General features: G+C 48.0%; 21 protein-coding genes. 11 read left to right on the plus strand and 10 right to left on the minus strand.

All coding sequences use genetic code 11. From position 1 onward, the window contains the following. Positions 1 to 57: 57 nt before the first annotated feature. Entirely contained in the window at positions 58 to 1,020 is a 963-nt protein-coding gene (locus AWQ21_RS14135) for an orange carotenoid protein N-terminal domain-containing protein (RefSeq protein WP_065715079.1), read from the minus strand. 238 nt (positions 1,021 to 1,258) lie between these two features. On the opposite strand from AWQ21_RS14135, the gene AWQ21_RS14140 reads away from it, so the two are divergent. The 4 genes from AWQ21_RS14140 (at position 1,259) to AWQ21_RS14155 (ending at position 6,639) form a co-directional block, all read left to right on the plus strand. Continuing rightward, positions 1,259 to 2,644, plus strand: coding sequence for a TldD/PmbA family protein (locus tag AWQ21_RS14140; RefSeq protein WP_065715080.1), 1,386 nt, complete (start codon positions 1,259 to 1,261; stop codon positions 2,642 to 2,644). A 563-nt stretch (positions 2,645 to 3,207) separates the two neighbouring features. Then, positions 3,208 to 3,486, plus strand: coding sequence for a 4a-hydroxytetrahydrobiopterin dehydratase (locus AWQ21_RS14145; RefSeq protein ID WP_065715081.1), 279 nt, complete (start codon positions 3,208 to 3,210; stop codon positions 3,484 to 3,486). Positions 3,487 to 3,790: 304 nt separating this feature from the next. Continuing rightward, on the plus strand, positions 3,791 to 5,425 hold the full coding sequence (locus AWQ21_RS14150; protein ID WP_065715082.1) for an iron uptake porin: 1,635 nt from the start codon (positions 3,791 to 3,793) through the stop codon (positions 5,423 to 5,425). A 347-nt stretch (positions 5,426 to 5,772) separates the two neighbouring features. Continuing rightward, positions 5,773 to 6,639 (plus strand): NAD(P)-dependent oxidoreductase, encoded by an 867-nt coding sequence (locus AWQ21_RS14155; protein ID WP_065715083.1) that lies wholly within the window; start codon positions 5,773 to 5,775, stop codon positions 6,637 to 6,639. On the opposite strand, the gene AWQ21_RS14160 is transcribed toward AWQ21_RS14155, so the two are convergent. Beyond that, positions 6,617 to 7,687, minus strand: coding sequence for a diguanylate cyclase domain-containing protein (locus AWQ21_RS14160; protein ID WP_065715084.1), 1,071 nt, complete (start codon positions 7,685 to 7,687; stop codon positions 6,617 to 6,619). The genes AWQ21_RS14155 and AWQ21_RS14160 overlap by 23 nt on opposite strands. Before the next feature lie 118 nt (positions 7,688 to 7,805). After that, entirely contained in the window at positions 7,806 to 10,073 is a 2,268-nt protein-coding gene (locus AWQ21_RS14165; protein WP_065715387.1) for a bifunctional (p)ppGpp synthetase/guanosine-3',5'-bis(diphosphate) 3'-pyrophosphohydrolase, read from the minus strand. Positions 10,074 to 10,381: 308 nt separating this feature from the next. Between AWQ21_RS14165 and patD the strand changes: the two genes are divergently transcribed. Continuing rightward, positions 10,382 to 10,753 carry a heterocyst frequency control protein PatD gene (gene patD / locus AWQ21_RS14170; RefSeq protein ID WP_065715085.1) on the plus strand — a complete coding sequence of 124 codons (372 nt, stop codon included), beginning with the start codon at positions 10,382 to 10,384 and terminating at the stop codon, positions 10,751 to 10,753. On the opposite strand, the gene AWQ21_RS14175 is transcribed toward patD, so the two are convergent. After that, the gene (locus AWQ21_RS14175; protein ID WP_065715388.1) at positions 10,719 to 11,906 is read right to left on the minus strand and encodes a histidine kinase; all 1,188 of its coding nucleotides are present in this window, start codon (positions 11,904 to 11,906) and stop codon (positions 10,719 to 10,721) included. The genes patD and AWQ21_RS14175 overlap by 35 nt on opposite strands. Positions 11,907 to 12,177: 271 nt before the next feature. On the opposite strand from AWQ21_RS14175, the gene AWQ21_RS14180 reads away from it, so the two are divergent. The 5 genes from AWQ21_RS14180 (at position 12,178) to AWQ21_RS14200 (ending at position 16,718) form a co-directional block, all read left to right on the plus strand. After that, on the plus strand, positions 12,178 to 13,767 hold the full coding sequence (locus AWQ21_RS14180) for a glycoside hydrolase family 57 protein (protein WP_065715086.1): 1,590 nt from the start codon (positions 12,178 to 12,180) through the stop codon (positions 13,765 to 13,767). A 176-nt stretch (positions 13,768 to 13,943) separates the two neighbouring features. Next, on the plus strand, positions 13,944 to 14,702 hold the full coding sequence (locus tag AWQ21_RS14185; protein WP_065715087.1) for a hypothetical protein: 759 nt from the start codon (positions 13,944 to 13,946) through the stop codon (positions 14,700 to 14,702). 80 nt (positions 14,703 to 14,782) lie between these two features. Beyond that, complete coding sequence (locus AWQ21_RS14190) at positions 14,783 to 15,148, plus strand: phage holin family protein (protein ID WP_065715088.1); 366 nt, start codon at positions 14,783 to 14,785, stop codon at positions 15,146 to 15,148. A gap of 108 nt (positions 15,149 to 15,256) precedes the next feature. Continuing rightward, positions 15,257 to 15,991: an ABC transporter ATP-binding protein gene (locus tag AWQ21_RS14195; RefSeq protein WP_065715089.1), complete on the plus strand. Its 735-nt coding sequence runs from the start codon at positions 15,257 to 15,259 to the stop codon at positions 15,989 to 15,991. 31 nt (positions 15,992 to 16,022) lie between these two features. Further along, complete coding sequence (locus AWQ21_RS14200; RefSeq protein ID WP_065715090.1) at positions 16,023 to 16,718, plus strand: YkvA family protein; 696 nt, start codon at positions 16,023 to 16,025, stop codon at positions 16,716 to 16,718. A 199-nt stretch (positions 16,719 to 16,917) separates the two neighbouring features. Here the strand turns inward: AWQ21_RS14200 and AWQ21_RS14205 are convergent, their stop codons facing one another. From AWQ21_RS14205 to purE, 3 genes are all read right to left on the minus strand, one after another. After that, entirely contained in the window at positions 16,918 to 17,850 is a 933-nt protein-coding gene (locus AWQ21_RS14205) for a mechanosensitive ion channel family protein (RefSeq protein ID WP_065715091.1), read from the minus strand. Between the two features lie 258 nt (positions 17,851 to 18,108). Next, complete coding sequence (locus AWQ21_RS14210) at positions 18,109 to 18,288, minus strand: YgiT-type zinc finger protein (protein WP_065715092.1); 180 nt, start codon at positions 18,286 to 18,288, stop codon at positions 18,109 to 18,111. A gap of 40 nt (positions 18,289 to 18,328) precedes the next feature. After that, positions 18,329 to 18,853: a 5-(carboxyamino)imidazole ribonucleotide mutase gene (gene purE, locus AWQ21_RS14215; protein WP_065715093.1), complete on the minus strand. Its 525-nt coding sequence runs from the start codon at positions 18,851 to 18,853 to the stop codon at positions 18,329 to 18,331. A 22-nt stretch (positions 18,854 to 18,875) separates the two neighbouring features. Here purE and nagA point away from each other — a divergent pair, with 22 nt between their 5' ends. Beyond that, positions 18,876 to 20,039: an N-acetylglucosamine-6-phosphate deacetylase gene (gene nagA / locus AWQ21_RS14220; protein WP_083998077.1), complete on the plus strand. Its 1,164-nt coding sequence runs from the start codon at positions 18,876 to 18,878 to the stop codon at positions 20,037 to 20,039. Here the strand turns inward: nagA and AWQ21_RS16575 are convergent. From AWQ21_RS16575 to AWQ21_RS14235, 3 genes are all read right to left on the minus strand, one after another. After that, positions 20,036 to 21,019: a hypothetical protein gene (locus tag AWQ21_RS16575; RefSeq protein ID WP_065715095.1), complete on the minus strand. Its 984-nt coding sequence runs from the start codon at positions 21,017 to 21,019 to the stop codon at positions 20,036 to 20,038. The genes nagA and AWQ21_RS16575 overlap by 4 nt on opposite strands. A gap of 126 nt (positions 21,020 to 21,145) precedes the next feature. Then, on the minus strand, positions 21,146 to 21,859 hold the full coding sequence (locus AWQ21_RS14230; protein ID WP_065715096.1) for a DUF1176 domain-containing protein: 714 nt from the start codon (positions 21,857 to 21,859) through the stop codon (positions 21,146 to 21,148). 46 nt (positions 21,860 to 21,905) lie between these two features. After that, the gene (locus AWQ21_RS14235; protein WP_065715389.1) at positions 21,906 to 22,985 is read right to left on the minus strand and encodes a PIN/TRAM domain-containing protein; all 1,080 of its coding nucleotides are present in this window, start codon (positions 22,983 to 22,985) and stop codon (positions 21,906 to 21,908) included. Positions 22,986 to 23,140 lie beyond the last annotated feature (155 nt).

The following is a 23,140-nucleotide window of genomic DNA, read 5'->3' on the forward strand; positions in this document are numbered from 1 at the left end:
TGGGACGTTACCAGGGATGAATTTATTCGGAATTAAAGCAATTCATCCAAGCATTCACTACTTGCGCACAAGGTTGAGGAGTTCCTTCGCAGATGCGAGCAAATCAACGGCCACAAAGAAAATTTTTCCTTCAGGATTGAGGAGGAAGCGCCAAGCAATATTCATGCCCACTTCTGCACCAAACCAAGGCGTTTGACAGGTGCCAGTCACTTTAATCTGGGTATAGCCATCGTCAGTGGGCTCAACAACCCCTTTCTTCGGATTGAGTTTTAGGTTTTGACATTCCTCTTGGAAGAAGCGTAATACCGCATCTTTGCCGACAATCGGACGCTGGAACGGCGGCTGTAGCGCACCATCTTCAGCAAAGAGACTGATCAATGCCGAAAAATCATTGGCATTGAGGTTGGTCATGTACTGGTTAATCGTGGGGTTATCGACACCTTCAATTTCGATTTTTTCCCGCTGGGCAATTTCCGTCGGCACAACAACCGGCTCAGAAACACGCTGATAGCCTTCCATCTTGGCTGGGTCAAAACCCATATCAACGACGGCATTTCTCAGAACCGTAATTTGTTGACCAGGTTCAAGGCTACGAATCGTATCTAAAACCGCAGAAGCATTGGCAGACAGCTTATAACCAGAAGGAATCGGCGCGACACTACCTTCTTCCATCCATTCACCGAGGCGATACCAGAAACCGAGCTTAATATTTACAGACCAAGTCGCATAGGTGCGGTTAATGGGCGTATCGATACGGTTGGCTAAGTCGCACATTACCTGGGCTTGATCTTTAAAAGAGAGCTGCTTGATTTGCAAAAGAGTAGATTCTGCAAACTGCATATTTGCCGCACCAGGAGCAGCAATGGTAATTGACTTACCCATTTCCAGGTAAGCAAACCAAATTAATGCCAGTTGATCCTCTGCACTCAGCTGACTAAACCGAGCACTGGTGGCCGGCACAACATCCGCAGTTAATGTACTGGGGAAAATGTTTCTTGCTGCATCGAGAGTATAAGGCATACAAATGTGCTCCGTGATAATTGAGTTTTTGTCCTTGAGTCAAGGTTAACACACAAAAACTTAACAATTGTTTACATCTTGGATAAGAATATGTTGGCAATGGCATTACTTTTGATTAGTTGAAGCGAAAAACCGAGACAAAGCCAGTCTTTAGGTTCGCCTTAGCACTTTACTCAATAAGCCAAGGTCAATGTCAAAATTGGTTTATGTTCAGGGTTTAGATCAAAGGGCAAAAGTGATGGAAACGATTTTGGCTGGGTACAAGGATCAATTGACGGATTTGATCCAACAGTATAAAAATCAGGTGGATTTTTTGTCGATCCGTTTGGAACAAGCGGCCGGTAGCAGTATTGTTTTGCGGTCAAATAAGATCGAGACCCTCAGTGAAAGTACTTCCCTTGGGGGCCAGGTGCGGGTCTGCCATAAAGGGGGTTGGGGGTTCGCGGCCTTTAATAATTTAGAAAATCTTAAACTCCGCATTGAAGAGGCGATCGCCGCCGCGATTTTAATCGGTGACGACGAAACCATTTTGGCTCCCATTGACCCAATCCAAGCGGTTTGCACTCTACCCCTAAGCGGCACCGACCCCCGCCAAATCCCACTCCAACGGAAAAAAGAATTATGCGATCGCTACAGTGATCTTCTCTTGAGCCACAGCGGCAAAATTGCCAGTACCAAGGTGAGCTATGGCGACAGCACCCAGCATATAATTCTGGCGACTTCAGAAGGCACCCTCATCGAACAGTCCTGGGTTGATCTGGAAATGCGTTTTTCGGCCACAGCCCGTAATGGTGAAACGGTTCAAACCGGGCGAGAAACCACCGGCTCCCGCAAAGCCTACGAAGATCTCGAAAACCTTGATGCACAGGTCAAAGGCGCAGCCCAGCGGGCCGTTAATTCATTGACCCTCCCCGCAGCCAAAGGCGGCACCTATACCGTTGTCATTGACCCAATTTTGACCGGGCTATTTGTCCACGAAGCTTTTGGCCATCTTTCCGAGGCAGATATGGCCTACGAAAACCCCGACCTCCTCGAAACCATGAGCATGGGCCGGCAATTTGGTGGGGAGGATCTCCAGATTTTTGACGGAGCCGCACCGGAAGGCCATCGCGGCAGTTATTCATATGATGACGAAGGTGTTCCTGCCAGCACGACGCAATTGATCAAAGACGGTAAACTCGTGGGCCGCCTTCATTCCCGCGAAACCGCTGGCAAACTCGACGAACAGCCCACCGGCAACGCTCGCTGCTTGAACTATCACTATCCGCCCATCGTCCGCATGACAAATACCTGGATCGAACGGGGTCAAACGCCCGTTGCTGATTTGCCCACGGACATCAAAGAAGGGGTGTATGCGAAAAACTGGCTTGGCGGCATGACCAACGGCGAAATGTTTACCTTTAGTGCTGGAGAAGCCTGGATGATTCGCGATGGCAAAATTGCTGAACCCGTCAAGGATGTGACCCTCTCTGGCAACGTCTTTAAAACCTTAAAAAATATTGAGGCGATCGCCGACGATTTTTACTGGGACGAATCCGGCGGTTGCGGCAAAGGCGGCCAAAGTGGTTTGCCCGTCGGTTGTGGTGGCTCTTCCCTGCGCATCCGTGATGTCGTCGTCGGCTAAAAATCCTCCCTTGAGGGAGGTGCCGAAGGCGGAGGGGACCATTCTCCCCTCATAGGGGAGTTAGATGGGTATTCTCAGTAGGTTGCTGGTTAACACTCCCCTAACCCCTCTCAAGAGGGGAACAGTTGGCGGGTATGCTGGCAAGACCTATGAACTTCTCCCCTATGAGGGGAGTTAGAGGGGTGTTTGTCTCTCCCTTGAGGGAGGTACCGCAGGCGGAGGGTGTCTCTCCCCTCTAGGGGAGCTAGAGGGTTGTACAAGTTGAATTTTCAAAATGCTTGTGCCAGCATAAAAGAGTTCTACCGGATAAAACCTGCCGGAGAATAGGAGGTGATGCCCATGAATGACAGTAGTAACAACATGGGTCTCACAGTTAAAGTAAATCGGCTGTGTGCCGGGGCTGTTCTCTAAAATTTTGCTTGCTCTTTGAGTGAGTTAAGAGAGTCGGAGTTCCTTCCGGCAGTCAGATTTTAACTAAAGAGACCCGACTAGACCGCCCTTGCTTCGTTATCGTAGAGATAACCCTAGTAAGGGCGGATAGTTTTTTATAGGAGGTTTTCTCCATGGCAACCCGATTGACCGACACCGAAATCCAAGCGCAACTGAGCCAATTTTCTGAATGGTCACAAGTTGATAACAAAATCCAGCGTCTCTTCAAATTCAAAAACTTTGTTGAGGCCGTTGACTTTGTGAACCAACTCGTCGAACCTGCCGAAGCCGCTGACCACCACCCCGACATCGAAATTTCCTACAACAAAGTTACTGTAAACCTCACCACCCATGACGCTGGTGGCCTCACCCAGAAAGATTTTGATCTTGCCGGAACCTTCAATCAACTGTAAACGTCGAAGGCCGCCAACACCTCAAATAAAACTTTAAGAAAAGACATCTGGGAAGTTTGCAGATTTTCTCTCTCAAAAAAGAATCCAGTAAAGACGATCTATCGTCTAAAGATTTAGGGGACAATGCTGTAACATTTCTGACAAAACTTCTCAGGTAACGTTTACTTAATGGATAGGTAAAGGAATCATCAAAAAATTCTTATGACGAATCCATTCCCAATCCAAAATTTTGAGCTAATATGATTGATACAAAGGCCTAATCTGAATCCAGAACTTAGTGCCTTTAATGTGTGAGGAAAAACAAATGAAAACATCTCTCTGGAAATCTTTATCCATTGCTTCTGCTGCTGTCGGCGTCTCTGTTGCCACTGCTGGCACCGCCCAGGCACAAGCAAATAACAGCGAACTTCTCAATCAAATCAACACCTACAGCCAAGGTGACATTGCTCAGGTAAACAGCGTTTTCCAACTCAGCGATGTTTCTCCTTCCGACTGGGCTTTTGATGCGCTTCGTAATCTAGTCGAAAACTACAACTGTATTGTTGGTTATCCCGATGGCACCTTCCGTGGTAGCCGCCCCCTCAGCCGTTACGAATTTGCGGCTGGTCTGAACGCTTGTTTACAGCAGATCGAGCGGATGATCCAAAGCGGTGGTTCTGAAGTAACCGCCGAAGATCTTGCTGCGCTACGTCGCTTGATCAACGAATTTGAAGCGGAACTTGCTACCCTCGGTGCTCGCGTTGATGACCTCGAAGGCCGTGTTGAGTTCCTCGAAGATCACCAATTCTCCACCACCACCAAACTAAGCGGTGAAGTTGTTTTTGCAATTCAAGATAGCTTTGGTGACAGTAATGCTGTTGATGGCCTTGATGAGGATTTCACCGAAACGACATTCAGTGATCGCGTTCGTCTCACCCTTGAAACTAGCTTTACTGGAAAGGATACTTTAATTACCCGCTTAACAGCCGGGAATTCTTCTCCTCTATCTCCTGTAGATCAAGAATTAGGCAGTGGTTTGGATGGCGTTGGCTTTCAAACCTTTAACCTTGATACCGGTGCTAACGACGTTGTTATCGATTGGTTAGCCTACTATTTCCCTCTCCGCAGAGCGAATGTCTACCTCGCAGCTTTTGGCGGTCTCCATAGCGATTACACCAGCACAACTTTTGGCGCGGCAGGTCTTGAAGACTTCACTGGCGGCAGTGGTTCTCTAACACAACTCGCCGCATCTAGCCCGATCTACACTATCAGTGGTGGTTCCGGTCTTGGTTTTAACATGCCTCTCGGCCCCGTTGACATCTCCTTAGGTTATTTAGCTGAGGACGCAAGTTCTTCTGCCGAAGGTGCGGGTTTATTCAACGGTGACTATGGTGCTTTAGCACAGATTGCTTTTAATCTTGGCGAGCGTGCAGAGCTTGGTGTAACTTATGTAAATAGTTACCAGCAAGATGGCCCTATCTACAACTTCGGCGGCACTGCAGCTGTGAATGGTACAGCTTGGGCAAACTCTCTTCCAGCTATCGGAGCGACAGAAGCTAATACCTACGGTGTTCAAGGTAAGTTCTCTCTCACTGATAAAATTGATATTGCTGCCTACGGTATGTACACCGATGCAGACGTTTCTGACTTTGGCAGCGTAGACATTTACAGCTATGGCTTAGGTCTTTCCTTCTCTGACCTCGGCAAAGAAGGTAATGTTTTGGGCATCTTTGCCGGTGTCCCCCCTTATGTTGAATCTGGTAATGCCGAAGGCGTAGCTCTCGGCGACCGAATCAGTGCAAACAAAACTCCCTTACAGATCGAGGGTTTCTATAAGTATCAATTGACCGATGGTATCTCCATCACCCCTGGTGTGATTTGGTTGAATAACTCGGCAGAAGGTGCATTTGATGAAGAAAGTACTTTCATTGGTACTCTCCGCACTACTTTCACTTTCTAAGTTGATTAGCTCTATTTAGACTGGTTAACGCTCACACTTTTTGATTTTAAGAAAGACCTCACCTCCGGGTGGGGTTTTCTTTTGGACACCCTCCAGCCTGACGGCCACCTCCCTCAAGGGAGGATTGTTAGGAGTTGCCAGCATACCAGCCAACTGTTCCCCTCTTGAGAGGGGCTAGGGGAGTGTTAACCAGCAACCTAATGAGAGTACCTCTCTCACTCCCTCAAGGGACACCCCTCTAACTCCCCTCTAGGGGAGAAGAACACCCTCCGGCCTCACGGCCACCTCCCTCAAGGGAGGATAATTAGGGGAAGATGGTGAAGTTAGATATTTGGAAGTGAGTTTGTATGAGAATTAGTGTTTTTGGGATGGGACTAATGGGAGCACCGATCGCCTCGAAATTGGCCCAGGAAAATTTTTCGGTGATCGCCTACAATCGCACAGCGGCAAAACTGCATCCCTTAAAAGAACAAGGTTTAACAACAACGACAGATCCCAAAATGGCGATCGCCAACAGTGATTATTTAATTTTGACCCTCAGTGATGCGGCGGCAATCCAAGCGGTCTTATTTGAAAATCCAGACATTTCCTTTGCGGAAAAAATCATTATTCAGATGGGAACCATTGCCCCAGAAGAAAGCAAGGCGATCGCCGAAGAAGTTCAGCGGCGTCAAGGCCAGTATTTAGAAGCGCCGGTGCTGGGCAGTATCCCCGAAGCGAAAAAAGGGACATTGCTCGTAATGGTGGGGGGCGAAGAAACATTGTTCCAAGTCTGTTTGCCGATTTTTAAAACCCTGGGGCAAGACCCGAAATATATCGGCGCAGTCGGTCAGGCAGCTGCCCTGAAATTGGCTTTAAATCAGTTGATTGCAGGTTTAACAGCTAGTTTTTCCTTGAGTCTAGGCTTGATTCAGCGAGAAAAAGTCGATCTTGATAAATTTATGGGAATTTTGCGTGATAGTGCCCTCTATGCCCCGACCTTTGATAAAAAACTACCCCGCATGGGCGATCGCACCTTTGAAAATCCCAACTTCCCAACGAAGCATTTGCTCAAAGACACCAGGCTCTTTTTGACCGCCGCAAAAACCGTCGGCCTCGATACGACTGGCCTAGAAGGCATTCGAGAAATTATCGAGCAGGCGATCGCCTTTAATCTCGCCGAAGCAGACTATTCTGCCATTTATCAAGTGATCAACCCTGATCCCACACCTTAGCGACCATTTGATTCCGGCCCCGGGCCTTGGCTTCATACAGCGCACCATCCGCTAGGGCGACGAATTTTTCTGGACTCGCTACACAGCCCGGTTCCATGGATGCGATCCCCAAACTAACCGTAACAATGGGGGCCACTGGGGAAGCGCAATGGGGCATCGCCAAACTTTGAATCTGAGCAATAATTCGTTCTCCCACTAACTGAGCCCCCTCCCCGGGAGTATCCGGCAAAATGACGATCATTTCTTCGCCACCATAACGGGCAACCAAATCCGTGGGCCGTTGGATCTGGGAGGCGATCGCCTGGGCCACCTCAAACAAACAATGATCACCTGCCTGGTGACCATAGGTATCATTGTAATTTTTAAAAAAATCTACATCAATAAAAATCAACGATAAAGGAATTTGATTCCGGAGCATCAACCGCCATTGCCGCTCTAAGACCAAATCAAAAACCCGACGATTCGCCAGTTGGGTTAAAGGATCCAAAGCCGCTAACCGTTGCAATTGCACATTAGTCGCTTCCAAACGCTGGTAGAGCTTTGCCTGGTAAATGAGATGGCGCACCCGTTGGCGCAAAATCGTCCAGTGGATCGGTTTGGTGATGAAGTCCGTTGCTCCGGCGGCAAAGGCTTGCGTAACCGATTCATCATCCTCCCGGGCCGTAATCATTAGAATGGGTGTCCGGGCAATTTTCGTCAGTAACTCTTCTGCCTGGAGATAGGCCGTCAACTCTCGATAGGGAGGAACAGAGTACTGTGGTTGTGTTTCCGTGGTTTTTAATAGTGCAATTCCCGCCTTCGCTTGTAACTCTCGAAACGCCTTACAAAACGCCAAGCCATCCATGACAGGCATCATAAAATCCAACAGGATAATATCTGGCATGGTTTTTTGGAACACCTCTAGTCCCTCTTGGCCATTGACTGCTTCAGCGACGACATAACCTTCTTTTTCCATCCAAAAACGAATCAGACGACGCGAAATTGGATCATCATCAATAACAAGAATTAGCGGTTGATCATCCTGCATTGAGGCAGAATCAGCGGTCATAGATTCTAGGCGCAAAAAGAACTATATAGTTATTCTAACGGGTTACTGCCCTAGCAATCGGCCCTCTAATGTTAATTTGACGACCTTTCAGAGATTCTCAGTATGATCACTTAGTCTACTATTCCTGCTCGATTTGGGTGACGCGGCGCACATTCAAGGTGTCACTCATATTTTTAATTTGATTAATGCTGTGGCCCAGTTGTTGGGCGTTACGAATTTCAATCCGCAAAGAAATAATCGCCGGTTGGCCGTGGCTGGTTTTTACATTGGTACTCCGCACGTTGATGTGCTGGTCGCTTAGGCGTGACAAAATATCCCGCAGCACCCCTACCCGGTCAATGACTTCAATGCGGAGATCCACGGGGTAAACAGGGGCGTGTTTTTGGTCGATGCTGGGATTCCAACTCACGGGAATTAGGCGATCGCCATCAAAATTTTGCACATTAGCGCAGTTGCGGTGGTGAATAGAAATTCCTTTGTGGCTGCGGGTGACAATGCCAATAATCGGTTCTCCGGGCAAGGGCGCACAACAATTGGCGATGGTATAAACCAACCCTTCAATGCCAGCAATGGGATATTTATGGCCATCTTGGAGGGGCTTAGGGGGTTTTGTCGCTGTGTTTAGAGAAGCTTCTAGCTCCAGTTGGGGCAGATGTTCTTCTTCCTGGTCGCGCACTTGATCCCGCCAGCGGTTGACCACCTGGTTGAGGGTCACTTCGCCATAGCCCAGGGCGGCCAATAGATCCTCTGTATTTTGGTAATTGCACTTGTGAGCAACGGTTTGCATCGCCTCGGATTTGAGGATCGAATCGAGGCCCGTTTTCCCTAGTTCTTTTTCGAGTAAACTGCGGCCCCGGGTGAGATTTTCATCCCGCCGCGATCGCTTAAACCATTGGCGAATCCTATTTTTAGCGCTAGGAGTGACCACATAATTGAGCCAATCAAGGCTAGGGTGGGCATTTTTCTGGGTGATAATTTCGACAATATCGCCATTGCGGAGCTTCTTTTCTAACACTGACCAACGGCCATTGATCCGCGCCCCTTTCATGTGATTTCCCACCTCGGTGTGAATGCGGTAGGCGAAGTCGATGGAAGTTGCGCCTTTGGCCAGGGCCACCACATCGCCGTTGGGGGTAAAGACATACACATCATCTTCAAAGAGATTGTCCTTGAGGTTGTCGATGTATTCTTCGGCATCCTTGAGATCGCTTTGCCATTCGATCAGTTGCCGCAACCAGGTGAATTTTTCGTCTTCGGAGGTGAAACTGGCGGCGGAATGACCAGCTTCTTTATATTTCCAGTGGGCGGCAATCCCGTATTCGGCGATGTGGTGCATTTCCATGGTGCGAATTTGCACTTCGAGGGGGCGACCATTTAAGCCGACAACGGTGGTGTGGAGGGATTGGTAGCGGTTGGGCTTGGGGAGGCCAATGTAGTCTTTAAAGCGTCCAGGAATCGGTTTAAAAGCATCGTGAATCACCGCCAGGGCGCGGTAACATTCGTCATTGGTTTCGACGATAATCCTAATTCCTGCAATGTCGAAGATTTCGTCAAATTCTTTGTGTTGCCGTTGCATCTTGTGATAGATGCTATAGAGGTGTTTCGGGCGACCTTTGATTTCCCAGACATGGAGGCCCAGGTGACGTAGGCGATCGCGAATTAGTTCGATGGCTTCTTCGAGTTTGGCTTCCCGCTCGGTGCGTTTTTCGGAAATATGTTTTTGCATCGAACGGTAGGCTTCCCGCTCTAGATACTTGAAACAGAGATCTTCGAGTTCCCACTTAAAGCGCCAAATCCCTAAACGGTTGGCCAGGGGCGCAAAGATTTCGCGGGTTTCGAGGGCAATGCGCTCTTGTTTGTCGGGGCGCAGGTGTTCGAGGGTGCGCATATTGTGGAGGCGATCGGCGAGTTTCACCACGATCACCCGGATATCCTCGGCCATGGAGAGGAACATCCGCCGGAAATTTTCGGCCTGACGTTCTGTTTTGCTCGAAAAGGTAAACTTGGTGAGTTTGGTGACCCCTTCGACGAGCTTGCGGGTTTCGGTACCAAAGCGTTCTTCGATTTCTTCGGGACTGACTTCTGTGTCTTCGACCACATCATGGAGAAAGCCCGCCGCAATCATCGCGCCATTACCCCCTAGATCGAGCAATAGCCCTGCTACGGCAATGGGATGGGCAATATAAGGTTCGCCGGATTTGCGGGTTTGGCCTTCGTGGAGGGCATGGGCAAAGCGAAAGGCTTCACCGATGAGTTGGCGATCGCCTTCGGAGACCCCGACCAATTGCTCTGGCTGGTAGAGGTAATTTTTCAACCAAGCGGGCAACGGCACATCAAATTTTTCTGTTTCGGATGCGGCAGTTAATTGAACGGAAGGGGCAGTCATAGGAACACAGGGGGGAACAACAACAACAACGACAGCGGACTCGATAAAGAAGCTGTAATCAAAGGCGATGCTTGGGAAAACCTTAGCCCACACTCCGAGGTGGTCAAGGGAAAGCGAGGGGCCGACTCCTGAGAACAGAAGGATGAAGCGGAAAACTTCAACAATAAGCTTTAAACGGAGATTAAGTTTATTTTAAATACCTTAATTCTCACTGAAAAGTTTAGGTTTGCACAAAATATTTTCGGAAAGATTAATTTTGATACAGTTTTGATGGCTTTTTTGTTCTCTAAATTTGCACGATCTCCCCGATGAATTTTTCCGCCTATCAACAATTAAAAATCCATTTGCAAGCCCTCGCCACGGATTTAACCCACCTCCAACAGGAACCAGGGGCTTTAGTCCGTCAGGGACAGCAGTTTCTCAGCTTTTGGGAAATCCAGTTGGCCCCCCTCACCGGGGAACAGCTACCCGAAGAAATCTATAGCGCTTGGCGATCGCTCCACACGGAATTGTATCGGGGGTTGCGGCTCCTCAATACCGATTTAATCTTTCTCCAGGGCAGTCGCACCCCCAGCACCCAAAGCCAAAAACAACAACAGATCCAAGCCCGTCTGACCCAACTCGATCAATATTGCACGGAAATACTTAAGCTTGGCGATCGCCCGATACCGGAAGCGTAAAATGAAACTCACTGCCCTGGCCTGGGCTACTATCAACCCAAATGCGGCCTTGGTGGGCGTGAATAATTTGCCGACAGACAGCCAGACCTAAACCATAGCCCTCTTGGGTGGCGTCCCGCTTCAGGCGAAAATGTCCCTCAAAGATTTTTTCTTGTTCCTCTTCAGGGATACCATGGCCTGTGTCAATCACGCTCACCTGCACCTGTTGGAGGGTACGATGGAGGCCCACAAGACGCACTCGCCCGCCTTCGGGACTATATTTGATGGCGTTGTCCAACAAATTGACAATCACCTGCCGGATCAGTTCCCGGTCTCCATAAACCTCCGGCAGATCCCGGGGCATATCCAAAACCAACTGAATCGATTTGCGCTGAAACCGCTCCTGAATTTGCTCTGTAATTTGTTGGCACAGGGTACTCAGGGCCATCGGCTGGGGCTTAACATCTAACTTTGTCAGCAGTTGCCGTGACTCTTGGAGCAGTTCTGTGATCATCCGGTTCATGATCTGGAGCTGATTTTTCGCCTGCTGGTAGAGCTGACCCCGCAAGCCAATTGTTTTTTCCGTTTCCGGGCGTTTTGAAAGAATTTCTAGGGTTTCAATGGCGATGGAAGTTCCAGTGAGGGGACTCCGTAGATCATGGGCGAGCATCGCCAAAATCTGATCCTTAAATTCGATCTGCTTGAGGAGGGCTTCTTTTTCCCGTTGCAATTGAAAGATTTCGTCGGACAGGCGCATCACTTCCTTCGAATGCTCTGTCTGGGACGCAGCCAAGCGGCGATCGCATTGTTCTACCTCAACCAATTGGCGATCGCCAAACTGTTTTTTTAAGGCCGCCACCGTATCCAGCCACTGCCCCCACCAGCGCTCTAGGTCTGGCAAAATATTGCTCCCCGCAAACACCTGCAACGGCTCCGGGAAAACCTTCACGAGAGAAGGCGTCGCCACCAAACGATACAATTCCACCAGTTGGGGTTGATCTTTGATGCTGATAATTTCTAAAGAAAAGTCCGTTTCTTGCCGCAAACGCTCAAGACAATCTTGTACCCGCTTGATCTCACCCCGATGGGCCAAACGCTCATCCGTGAACAACAACAATCGCAGTTGTATATCAGTCGTAACAGGTGCAAGTTGAGATTGATCTTCAGCAGACACAGGCAGTTCAAACAAGACAAATTCGCCCCCAGAAAGTAAGTGATCCCCAATCTGTCTACCATGCACAATCTAAGGGAAAAGAACAGTTTATGGTGAGCTTACTCCAAAACCCATTGTAATCCGTAGAGGACCAATTACCCCATGTTCCCAGCGCCTCAAACTTGAGTTAGATGCGGTGCATTGACCAAATCGTTTTAGAATCTAATGGACATTGACACCGACTCTTCAAAATCGTTCAGCAAGCGACTCTTTTTAAGGAAGGAATACCACTATGGCTTTAGGCTACGTTGCCCTCGTTCTCCATGCCCACCTCCCCTTTGTCCGTCACCCCGAGAGTGATTTTGTCCTTGAAGAAGAGTGGTTATTTGAAGCAATTACCGAAACCTATATCCCCCTGCTCCATGTATTTGAAGGGCTAAAGCGAGACGGGATCGACTTTAAAATTACGATGAGTATGACCCCGCCTTTGGTTGCCATGCTCCGGGATCCCCTCCTCCAAGACCGCTACGACGCCCACATGAAGCTGTTGATGGAGCTGGTTGAAAAGGAAATTGTTCATAACAAATACAACGGTCACATTAAATATTTAGCGGAGTATTACCACAAAGAATTTAGTGCCATTCTCGAAACTTGGGAACGCTATGACCGGGATCTCGTTACAGCCTTTAAGCAATTCCAAGACAGCAATAACCTCGAAATCATCACCTGTGGCGCTACCCATGGCTACCTCCCCTTGATGAAAATGTACCCCCAAGCGGTTTGGGCGCAACTCCAGGTGGCCTGCGAAAGTTATGAGGAGAATTTTGGGCGTCCTCCCAAGGGCATTTGGTTACCCGAATGTGCCTACTATGAAGGTTTAGAGCGGATGCTCGCCGATGCGGGATTACGGTACTTTCTCACCGATGGCCATGGCATTCTCTACGCACGCCCCCGTCCCCGCTACGGCAACTATGCGCCGATTTTTACCGAAACAGGGGTGGCCGCCTTTGGCCGGGATCACGAGTCTTCCCAGCAGGTGTGGTCATCGAAGGTGGGCTATCCGGGCGATGTCTGTTACCGGGAGTTTTACAAAGATCTGGGTTGGGAAGCGGACTACGAATACATCAAGCCCTACATCATGCCCAACGGCCAGCGGAAAAATACGGGGATCAAATACCACAAGATCACCAGTCGCGATGGTGGCTTGTCAGAAAAAGGACTTTATGATCCCTACTGGGCTAGGGAAAAAGCCGCCGAACATGCGGGTAACTTCATGTACAACCGGGAACAGCAGATTGGCCGCTTGAATAAGATGATGGGGCGTCATCCGATTGTGGTGTCTCCCTATGATGCGGAATTGTTTGGCCACTGGTGGTACGAAGGCCCTTGGTTCTTAGATTATTTTTTCCGCAAGTCTTGGTATGACCAAGGTACATACCAGATGACCCACTTGGCGGATTATCTAAAAATGGAACCGACGCAACAAGTAGCGGTGCCGTCCCAGTCGAGTTGGGGATACAAAGGCTTCCATGAATATTGGCTTAACCAGACAAACGCTTGGATTTACCCTTATCTCCACAAGGCTGCGGAACGCATGATTGAGCTTTCGACACGGGAACCGGCAGATGAACTAGAGGAACGGGCCTTGAACCAAGCAGCCCGAGAATTGCTGTTGGCACAGTCATCGGACTGGGCGTTTATTATGCGCACGGGAACGATGGTGCCCTATGCAGAACGGCGCACAAAGAGCCATGTGTTACGCCTCGAAAAAATCTATGAGGATGTAAAAGTCGGCAAGATTGATGCGGGTTGGCTTGAAAAGATTGAAAAGATGGACAACATTTTCCCGAATATTGATTACCGGGTTTATCGGCCTTTGTAGTTAGACACCCCTCTAGCTCCCCTCAAGGGGAGAAGACACCCTCCGGCCTGACGGCCACCTCCCTCAAGGGAGGATTTTTTTGGACAGTTTAAGAAGTGGCACAGGGTAAAAAAATTTTTGGGGTTGGGTCGCCACAATGGTGATCAGAAAGGCGATCGCCTCAGGAGATTTTCGTCATGGTCAGTTACAGTTTTGTAAGTTTTGGGTTTGGGTCTGGATTTCTCGCCCTAGTGGTCTTTTTTATTTTGCAGTGGCTCCAGATTCCGGCGGGAAGTTTAGTGGATTGGCTTGTGGGCATCGCTAGTTTTTGGTGGCTGTTGGCGGTAGTGACGATTCCCTGGAATATTTACTTCGAAGCGGAGGAAACGAAGGCCGAGGCCGTCATTTCTCGCCAGAAAAAGATTCCCGTTGATGCCCAACAATTGGCCTATGTGGCGAAGGTCGCCCGGTTTGGTTTGCTGCTGGCGATCGCCCTCCATGTATTTTCAGCTTTGGGGCTATATGGTCTTGCGGCCTGGGGCATTAGTCCAGTGGGGTATGTGACAGGAGGAGCGATGTTATTGCTCACGGTGTTGCGGCCAGCAGTGCGGGCTTACCAATTCATCGCGAGGCGCTTAATGTCGATTCGCAAACAAATTCAATATCCCCGGGAAGATGTGGTGGAATTGCGTCATCGGGTTGTGACCCTAGAAACAGGGATGAAAAATCTCCAAACGACTACGGAAAGAAATACCCAAACCCACCAGGAAGAATGGCATAGTCTCCGGCGCGATTTAGCAAAAATGCGTGCTGCCCTCGAACAACTAGAAGCCACCAATGAAGCCGCCCACCGACAACTCGCCAGAGAAGCCACAACGGCGATCGCCCAACTCAGTGAAGATAGCCAAGTGCTGAACCATGTGCGGGAAATTATTCACTTCTGGAAACAAGCTTAGGCCCAGGGTTTGAGCCGCTGCGCCTTAATGGTCAAAAAGTCCCGATAGAATAGGAACAAAATATCATCCCCGCAATCACTATGCCTCAGTTTTTGTTGACCTGGTTCGCGACGGCTGGCTCCCTCTTTCTCACGGCGACCATTGTCCCTGGTTTAGAAATTAATGGTAATGGCCTGACCACAGCCTTGATCGGGGCGATCGCCCTTGGGTTTGTCAATGCCATTGTTAAACCAATTTTGATCCTCTTTACCCTGCCTCTAACCATTCTGACCCTCGGTTTGTTTCTCCTCGTCGTCAATGCGATCGCCTTGGGGTTAGTCGGCTACCTAACACCAGGTTTAGAAGTCAATGGCTTTTTCCCAGCGGTGATTGGTTCCTTGGTACTGACCTTTATTTCGAGCTTAATCAATCAACTCCTCGGTCAAGACGACGAACTCACCGAATAATCTTTTTTCGTCACTCATGCCATGAAAAATTCCGCCTCCTAGTAGTGAACCAGGGGGCAATTTGCTTTTATGCTTAGGGAGAAAATTGGCAACCTTTACCCAAAATCTATGGCAACTGCGGAAAATCTCTTGGTCGTAAATGACGTCCATGCAGGATATATCAAAGATCTAAATATTCTCCAGGGCATTAACTTTCGGATCGCTCCCGGAGAATTGGTAGTGGTCATTGGCCCCAATGGCGCAGGAAAATCGACCCTCGCTAAAACTATTTTTGGTCTCTTGACCCCCAACCAAGGCAGCATCACGTTTAAAGGAAAATCCATTACCGACCTCCGTCCCAACCAAATTGTGCAACGGGGTATGTGTTACGTCCCCCAGATTCAAAACGTCTTTGCCAACCTGAGTATCGAAGAAAATTTAGAAATGGGGGCCTTTGTGCGGTCTGGCTCCTTAGAAAATCTCAAGGAACAAATTTATACGATGTTCCCCGTCCTCAAACAACGGCGCAAACAACGGGCAGGCACCCTCTCTGGGGGCGAAAGACAAATGTTAGCGATGGGTCGGGCTTTGATGTTAGACCCGGACCTCTTAGTCCTGGATGAACCTTCGGCGGCCCTTTCACCGATCCTTGTGGCCAGTGTTTTTGAACAAATCAAAGCGGTTAATCAATTGGGCAAGGCGATTATGCTCGTGGAACAGAACGCGAAAAAAGCGTTGGAATTTGCTGATCGGGGCTATGTTTTAGAAAGTGGTTGCGATCGCTTCGAGGGCACAGGTCAAGATTTACTGACGAACCCAAAGGTCGGAGAACTCTACCTCGGTGCCGCCTACAAAGAGACTTAGATTCGCTACAGTAAAAATTAGAGCTTGGGTAATGGCGGTCGTGGTGAAGTTTCTGGACAATCTGAAAACCTCTTGGCAGCAATGGCGGCGATCGCCAGAGACCCCGGACGTGATCGACGTGACCGCAGAACCCATCGAAGCGCCACCCCAAGCATCCTCCCCTAAGCCTTGGCAAAAGATTATTGAGAGATTCCGCCCAGCCCAGCCAGCAGCCACGACTCTCCACGACGACCTCGAAGAACAGGTTAAGGCAAATTTACGGGAGCAAAATAAAACCCGCATTGCCCAGGTATTCCAACGGTTTGCCCAGGGGGTAACGCCAGCGGATATTGAAAAAATTAAAGCTCATCTAGGGGAGATGCGCCGGGGGCCAATCAAAGATATTTGGCAAAAGGTACAAGGCCTCGCCCAACTGATTAAAGATCCGAATGTGGCATGGCGGTCAAAAACAATGGCGATCGCCGCATTACTGTATTTAGTTTCGCCCCTCGATGCGGTGCCGGATGCGATTCCTTTTGCGGGGTTGGCCGATGATGCGGCGGTAATTATTGCAGTGGGTTCGACCCTCGCCTTCGAGTTAGAAAAATACATGACCCGTCAGGCAGAGAAAAAGGCCGAAATTGAAATCAAAAAGCACACCACCAACGTCAGAATCACGCTTCTCGGTAGTATTGCCGCAGCGGCGATCGCCATTATCGTCAAATTAATTCTCAATTATTTAGCTTAATCATTTATTAATCATAAAAACGACGAATTCAGCAAACACTTATTATGCAAGCTTAGAGCTAATTTATAAAGCCCTCCGCCCCCAGTCTAGGATGGATTTTTAGTCAATTAATGGAATCAAAGTCCCCCATTTTACCGGAGCTTTAGTGAGGAGATTTAGGGGGTAAACCAATAAATTTATTTACTTTATAAATAGCCTTCTACAGTGAAGAATGACTATGATCATTGCGTAGACGAACATCAAAAACTGGTGATTCAACCAAATGAACAGTAGTAGAAGCAATACTGACCTGTCCTTGTGTTTTCGTGAACGCATCAAGGATTTGCGTAAACAGTTGATCTTTGATGGAGCGGCGCTGTTTATAGTTCACCACGTATCGCAAAGTAAATTCCATCCAATTATCTGTCAGAAAAAGTGTCACCCTTGGTTCAATTTTGGCGTTTTCGATTAAATATTTCTTAAGCATTTTCTGCCAATATTTTTTTGCAGACAATACTATCTCCTCACTTACCACTTCATTTAATACGCGATCCAAGATTTCTCTAGCTAACTGAGGATTGCTACCATATTTTACTGGGATCTTTATTTCATCCCAGAGAAATGGAAAATCTCCTGAATAGTTAAATACAGGTTCCTTAAAGACAAAGCTATTGGCAATACGTACAATTCTTCCGGTATAAAGATCAGAGTCTACCCATTCACCCAATTCCATAACCGTAGTACGCAAAATCCCAATATCAATTACATCTCCTTTAATGCCACCCAGTTGAACACGGTCACCCGGTTTATAAAAATCCCCAAACGAAATCGCAATCCAGCCTGCAATGCTACTGATAACTTCCTGTAAAGCAAATGTAATGCCGGCACTGGCAACCCCAACTGCAACGGTAAGTCCTCCTAGTCGATCTTTAAAAACAATCGTAATAAAAACAAAGCCAGCAAGATAACCCAAAAAAGCGACAAGTTTACGGGCATAGTATCGACCATCAGAATCTTTGAGATAGCGAGTTAGTGAATATTGAAAAAAACGAATCAAAAAGCTGATTGTTATGATCCCAACAATCGCAAATGTGAACTTGATAAGCATTGGGTCGCGATACAAAGACTGGATCAACTCGATTAGCTGTGCCATTGCATTCACATCTCAATCAAAAAAGAATAATTTTATTATGCCCATCAGATCATATTTTTGACTGCCGACTTTACATTTATACTTGATTAAATAAAAAGAGACTTAACGTATTGAACAATATTTACTAAAAAATATTTCATTGAATTTAAGGAAATGTTCGCTATCGCCATTAGCATCTTGAATGTTTTGTCATCTTAAGCAACAAGCTTTACGAAAAAAATACACATATACAGGCATTCCTAAAACTTTGAGGGGTGGTTATTGACCCCAGATAATTTCTTGCAACCGATCCACCATTTCCAGCACAAATAATTTCTCTCCTGTTTCCTGACAAACCCTAGCCGGTACATTTTCCAGGATGTAAACTTTCCCAGCAATTTCCTCAGAATAGGTCACAAAAGCATCAACAAACGTTTTCTGAAAATCAGTGTCGTCCATCTACCAATTTCCTGTAGGAACTTCCCCATTTTGCAAAGCACTACATCTGCTTGAGGTAATCTTCATAACCAATTGCCGTTAATTGAGTTTGTTTATCGAGCACCATATCCTTAAGGCTCTGGCGATAGGCTTGCACCTGTTTCAGTAGCTCTGGATCGAAAGCACCTAACATTTGTACTGCCAACAAACCTGCATTGGTCGCATTGCCAATCGCCACCGTCGCCACCGGAATACCACGGGGCATTTGCACGATGGAGTAGAGAGAATCCACGCCACTGAGGGTACTGGTTTTGACGGGCACCCCAATCACCGGCAAAGGCGTCAGAGCGGCGACCATCCCCGGTAAGTGCGCAGCTCCACCTGCCCCCGCAATAATCACCTTTAAACCCCGTTCATGGGCTGTTTGGGCATATTCCACCATGCGCTCCGGGGTACGATGGGCAGACACAATGCCAACCTCGTGGGGAATATTAAATTGTCTACAGATGGCGATCGCCGCTTCCATCGTGGGAAGATCAGAATCGCTCCCCATAATGATGCCAACCAGGGGATTAATTACACTCATAGGTTTTTAGCTCATGTATGTCATGCCGACTACCCATCATAAACAAAGGGAGAACTCTGCACAAACCCTGATTAGGGCGCGTCTTGTCGGTTTAGAAGGTCAATTTTGGTTGCGATTAGATGCAAATCGTTGTTTAACGCACCTAGAGCCAATGGAAACCGAAATCCCTCTCGAATTTCAAGAAAATACCCAGGATATTGCCGGAGATTTATTATCCCTGGGGGGAGTGGACTTACAGATTAACGGTGGCCTAGGTTTAGCGTTTCCGGAAGTGACCCAGGCGGATCTGCCAGAACTCCAAGCAATTTGTGATTATCTTTGGGGCCAGGGCATTGACGCTTTTTGTCCGACCATCGTTACCACTTCTTTAGAAAATATCCGGCGATCGCTGGCTGTTTTTGCTGAACTTTGGAGAGACCCGAAACCCAATACAGCAAAAATCCTAGGGATACATTTAGAAGGGCCATTTCTCAATTACGAAAAACGAGGTGCCCACCCGGCACAATATCTACAACCCTTGACCCTGAAAAATGTGCAAGAAGTCATCGGTGAATTTGCCCCGATGATCAAAATCATTACCCTTGCTCCGGAACTCGACCCCACCAATAAATGTGTGGAATATCTGCGCTCGTTGGGAATTGTTGTTAGTTTGGGTCACTCCCTCGCTACAGAAACAGAAGCCAATCAAGCCTTTGCCCATGGCGCAACGATGATCACCCACGCCTTTAACGCGATGCCCAGTTTGCATCACCGGGAGGCCGGTTTATTAGGAACAGCGATGGTTAACCCTAATGTTCACTGTGGTTTTATCGCCGATGGCCAGCACGTCAATCCCACGATGTTAGAAATTTTTTTGCGGGCCGCGAAACACCCTTTTTTAGTCAGCGATGCCCTCGCGCCCATTGGTCTACCCGATGGGGTATATCCCTGGGACGATCGCCAAATTACAGTTACCCATGGCACGGCTCGCCTGGATAATGGCACCCTGTCCGGCACGACGTTACCGCTATTTGAAGGGGTCAAAAATCTTGTCCAGTGGGGGATTTGTGATTTAGAAAAGGCGATCGCCTTAGCCACCCTCGCCCCCAGAAAAGCCCTGGGCATACCGACTTGGACGACGGGCAAACCCATCAACCTTTTGCGCTGGCAAGCAGTGGATGACACCATTGAATTTAGCTGGCTTTAGTGAATTTTTTCGACGTGCCAACCGGTTTGGGCACCAATCCTACCTGCTTTGATAAACCGCCAATTGCCCCGCTCAAAGCTCTTTTTCCCTTTTTTTAGGCTGGGTTGAACGCCGATTAACTGGGCCACTTCATCCGTCGAAATCATCCAACCTGCCGTCGCCGCCTGTTCTAAAATGCTGAGATAAGCCAGGGGATTTGAAGCTTGACGGGAGTCCGAAACAGCTGCTTCTACTCTGGCGAGATGTTGGGCGATCGCCATCATTTGCGTTCTCATTTCTGCCAGTTGATCCCTTAGATCTTGCACAGTCTCTTCTAAAGAAATTGTTGTCGCTGCCGATGTGTCCCTTGGCGTAGGATTCACTGTTTCCGGCTCTGCTACGGCTTCGGGCTGGGGTGGCGGAACAGTTGAGAGCGGTTCAGGAGAATTTGCTGACGTTGCTGGTGGTGCATCATCCCAAGGATCTGGGGCCAACTGATTCGCCTTCTGCAGATTCGGCTGAAAATCATGGGTTTGAATCCAAGTGCGATTGACAGCAGTGGCCAAATCCTGGAGATAGGCTGCCGTTTGGGGTTTGCCTTGCTCTTCAAATTGTTTAGCCACTTCCTTCATCAACTTCACCAGATCTGGGGTAATCAGCTGTTGATTCGCAGCTAAAATTTGCTGCTCTTCTCCCCGACGACAATGCAAAAGCGCTTCGATCAATTGGGCATAGGCTTGGGTGGTGGCATCGGGTTGGGGCGCGACCGAATTCGGCTGGGTGAGAATATGATGTAATTTGCCCGCCCAGTTGTGGAGGTAGCGAGCCCCATTCAGTTCACCTTCCGCCGCAAGGTAGTTGGCCACCTGTTCCATCACTTCAATAAATTGGGCATCCACAAGCTGCTCATTTTGCCGGAGGACAATCCACTCTTCACCCCGGCGGCAGTTTAAGAGTTTTTGTACCAAGTCAAGGTAAGCTTTCAGATTTTTCTGTTCCATGGGGAATGGACTCAAAAATAGAACCACATATATTTACCCATTGTGTCCTATTTTGGTGACATTTTAGCCAAGCGATTAAGACTTTACAGAGCTAAACAAATCAATGCGAAACACTTCATAATTCTCCTAAGGATAAACTTGGGGATAGTTAATAGGTTCGATGTAGTCACCATCACATTCATCCTTTAGGAGAAACCGATCGAGACTGAGATCTGTACCTGTAAATTGGTAAAATCCTAAACTACCGCAATCCCCTAAACCTCTGCCTTTTGTAAAAATGCTAATAGTTTGGGTACTTGGATCATATTCTGAATAGCCAGCCCGGGTTACTTCTGTTTCTTTAATTAATTGTTGATCCGCATCTTGGTAGAAATAGGTAATCGGCAATGGCGTTAGATCAAACTGATCGCCGTCTCTTTGGTATAAAAAATAATCCTGGAGCAGTTGATAGGCCGTCGAGCCACAAACAAGGTGAACAAGATATTCATTTTCGCCTACACGGTAAACATTAGATGCAGCCTCTGTAAGCTCCGATTCAAATCTAAACTCTTGGCAAAGCCCCAAGTTTTCCCGATTTTCTATGAGCTCCGGAATAATTTGTGCACGAATGTCGGGAGAGAGATAATCATTAGAATTTGTCTCTGATACTTCCTTTGTATCCGCTCCTTGAGAATTGACTAGAGGCAATGGTTCAGCGGGGACAGGAATCGGTTTTTCTGTAATATCGGTAGTTGTAGTTCCGTCGGGTTCAGGGGCAATGGGTTCAGAGCGATTTTGGCAACTGCTCAACCCCAAGCCAAAGCTCACTAGGGTACTACAAACGATATATTTAAACCTCATGTATCCGACCTCCATTGACGAAACCACAAGAAAATTTCCGAGTTTTTTAGAGGGCAAGGGAAGAACTTAATTTTGCAAAGATCATCCGCCCCGCAGAAGTTTGCAAAGATGAGGTAACGGTTACAGCAACATCAGAGCCCATAAATTCTTTTCCTTCTTCGACAACAACCATAGTGCCGTCTTCTAAATAACCAACCCCTTGTTTTTCCTCCTTCCCTTGCTTGAGGATTTTGACATCTAAATTATCCCCAGGGAGATAGATAGGCCGAATCGCTTGGGCGAGGTCATTAATATTTAAAATCTCAACTTTTTGGAGATTGGCAACTTTTTGGAGGTTGTAATCGTTAGTTAATAAAATGCCATTAATCTCCTGGGCCAGATGGACTAATTTTGCATCAACGGTATTAATATCATCGTAGTCTGCAGGGTTTACAGAAACCCGTTTCGGAAAACGATTTTGCATACTCTGGAGAATATCTAGGCCCCTTCTACCCTTCGCTCGCTTTTGGTCGTTGCTGGCGTCGGCGAGTTGCTGTAATTCGTTGAGGACAAAGATTGGAATCAGAATTTGTCCTTCGATAAAACCTGTTTTGAGGAGTTCTTCTAGGCGACCGTCAATGATACAGCTTGTGTCGATGATTTTTGTGGGGGAAGGACGGAGGGTGCCTTCGGCAACGAGGAGGGTATCTAAACTATTGGGGTTGATCAGCCGCAGAAAAGTACGTCCATGGACATCGGCGAGGCTCACACCAAGGTACGCAAAGGTGATACTACCGAGAATGGCAAAGGTGGGTTTCAGGAAACCAAACTCCGAAGGAATCGGCAACAGAAAAATGGGGGCAAGCATGAGATTTGCCACCAAAAGCCCAATCACTAAACCGACGGCCCGGGTAACGATAATTTCGATGGGGGTGCGCCGAAATTGTTGTTCGAAGCGGCGATAGGTACTTTGGGCTAGGAGACCGATGGAGAGACCCAGTAGGGAAGCAAAACCTGCTCCAACCCACCGGAGCGCTTCAATGTTGGAGGCTTGGTCACGCACGGAGGCAGGGAGTAAATCAATGACATCAAATCCCACAAGGGCGATCGCCACCACAAAGATCAGAACAAGGAAAATATCGAACATAGGTCTTACCCGGCTATAAGTCCCAGTTTTAGGGGGAATTTGGGGTTTAGGATAATGGAGAATAATGCCCTCATTATATCGGTGGGCCTTCCATTCCTTCGCGCCTCTGGGAATTAACAAAATTTGTTGATTTTTCCCCAAATTTTCCAGCTAAA

This window comes from Picosynechococcus sp. PCC 7003 (genome assembly GCF_001693255.1).
In the GTDB taxonomy this organism is placed as follows: Bacteria; Cyanobacteriota; Cyanobacteriia; order Cyanobacteriales; family MRBY01; genus MRBY01.

Excerpts from the sequence above, each read along its gene's own strand:
- AWQ21_RS14135 (WP_065715079.1), bottom strand. The coding sequence starts at position 1,020 with ATGCCTTATACTCTCGATGCAGCAAGAAACATTTTCCCCAGTACATTA.
- AWQ21_RS14140 (WP_065715080.1), top strand. The coding sequence starts at position 1,259 with ATGGAAACGATTTTGGCTGGGTACAAGGATCAATTGACGGATTTGATC.
- AWQ21_RS14145 (WP_065715081.1), top strand. The coding sequence starts at position 3,208 with ATGGCAACCCGATTGACCGACACCGAAATCCAAGCGCAACTGAGCCAA.
- AWQ21_RS14150 (WP_065715082.1), top strand. The coding sequence starts at position 3,791 with ATGAAAACATCTCTCTGGAAATCTTTATCCATTGCTTCTGCTGCTGTC.
- AWQ21_RS14155 (WP_065715083.1), top strand. The coding sequence starts at position 5,773 with ATGAGAATTAGTGTTTTTGGGATGGGACTAATGGGAGCACCGATCGCC.
- AWQ21_RS14160 (WP_065715084.1), bottom strand. The coding sequence starts at position 7,687 with ATGACCGCTGATTCTGCCTCAATGCAGGATGATCAACCGCTAATTCTT.
- AWQ21_RS14165 (WP_065715387.1), bottom strand. The coding sequence starts at position 10,073 with ATGACTGCCCCTTCCGTTCAATTAACTGCCGCATCCGAAACAGAAAAA.
- patD (WP_065715085.1), top strand. The coding sequence starts at position 10,382 with ATGAATTTTTCCGCCTATCAACAATTAAAAATCCATTTGCAAGCCCTC.
- AWQ21_RS14180 (WP_065715086.1), top strand. The coding sequence starts at position 12,178 with ATGGCTTTAGGCTACGTTGCCCTCGTTCTCCATGCCCACCTCCCCTTT.
- AWQ21_RS14185 (WP_065715087.1), top strand. The coding sequence starts at position 13,944 with ATGGTCAGTTACAGTTTTGTAAGTTTTGGGTTTGGGTCTGGATTTCTC.
- AWQ21_RS14190 (WP_065715088.1), top strand. The coding sequence starts at position 14,783 with ATGCCTCAGTTTTTGTTGACCTGGTTCGCGACGGCTGGCTCCCTCTTT.
- AWQ21_RS14195 (WP_065715089.1), top strand. The coding sequence starts at position 15,257 with ATGGCAACTGCGGAAAATCTCTTGGTCGTAAATGACGTCCATGCAGGA.
- AWQ21_RS14200 (WP_065715090.1), top strand. The coding sequence starts at position 16,023 with ATGGCGGTCGTGGTGAAGTTTCTGGACAATCTGAAAACCTCTTGGCAG.
- AWQ21_RS14205 (WP_065715091.1), bottom strand. The coding sequence starts at position 17,850 with ATGGCACAGCTAATCGAGTTGATCCAGTCTTTGTATCGCGACCCAATG.
- AWQ21_RS14210 (WP_065715092.1), bottom strand. The coding sequence starts at position 18,288 with ATGGACGACACTGATTTTCAGAAAACGTTTGTTGATGCTTTTGTGACC.
- purE (WP_065715093.1), bottom strand. The coding sequence starts at position 18,853 with ATGAGTGTAATTAATCCCCTGGTTGGCATCATTATGGGGAGCGATTCT.
- nagA (WP_083998077.1), top strand. The coding sequence starts at position 18,876 with ATGCCGACTACCCATCATAAACAAAGGGAGAACTCTGCACAAACCCTG.
- AWQ21_RS16575 (WP_065715095.1), bottom strand. The coding sequence starts at position 21,019 with ATGGAACAGAAAAATCTGAAAGCTTACCTTGACTTGGTACAAAAACTC.
- AWQ21_RS14230 (WP_065715096.1), bottom strand. The coding sequence starts at position 21,859 with ATGAGGTTTAAATATATCGTTTGTAGTACCCTAGTGAGCTTTGGCTTG.
- AWQ21_RS14235 (WP_065715389.1), bottom strand. The coding sequence starts at position 22,985 with ATGTTCGATATTTTCCTTGTTCTGATCTTTGTGGTGGCGATCGCCCTT.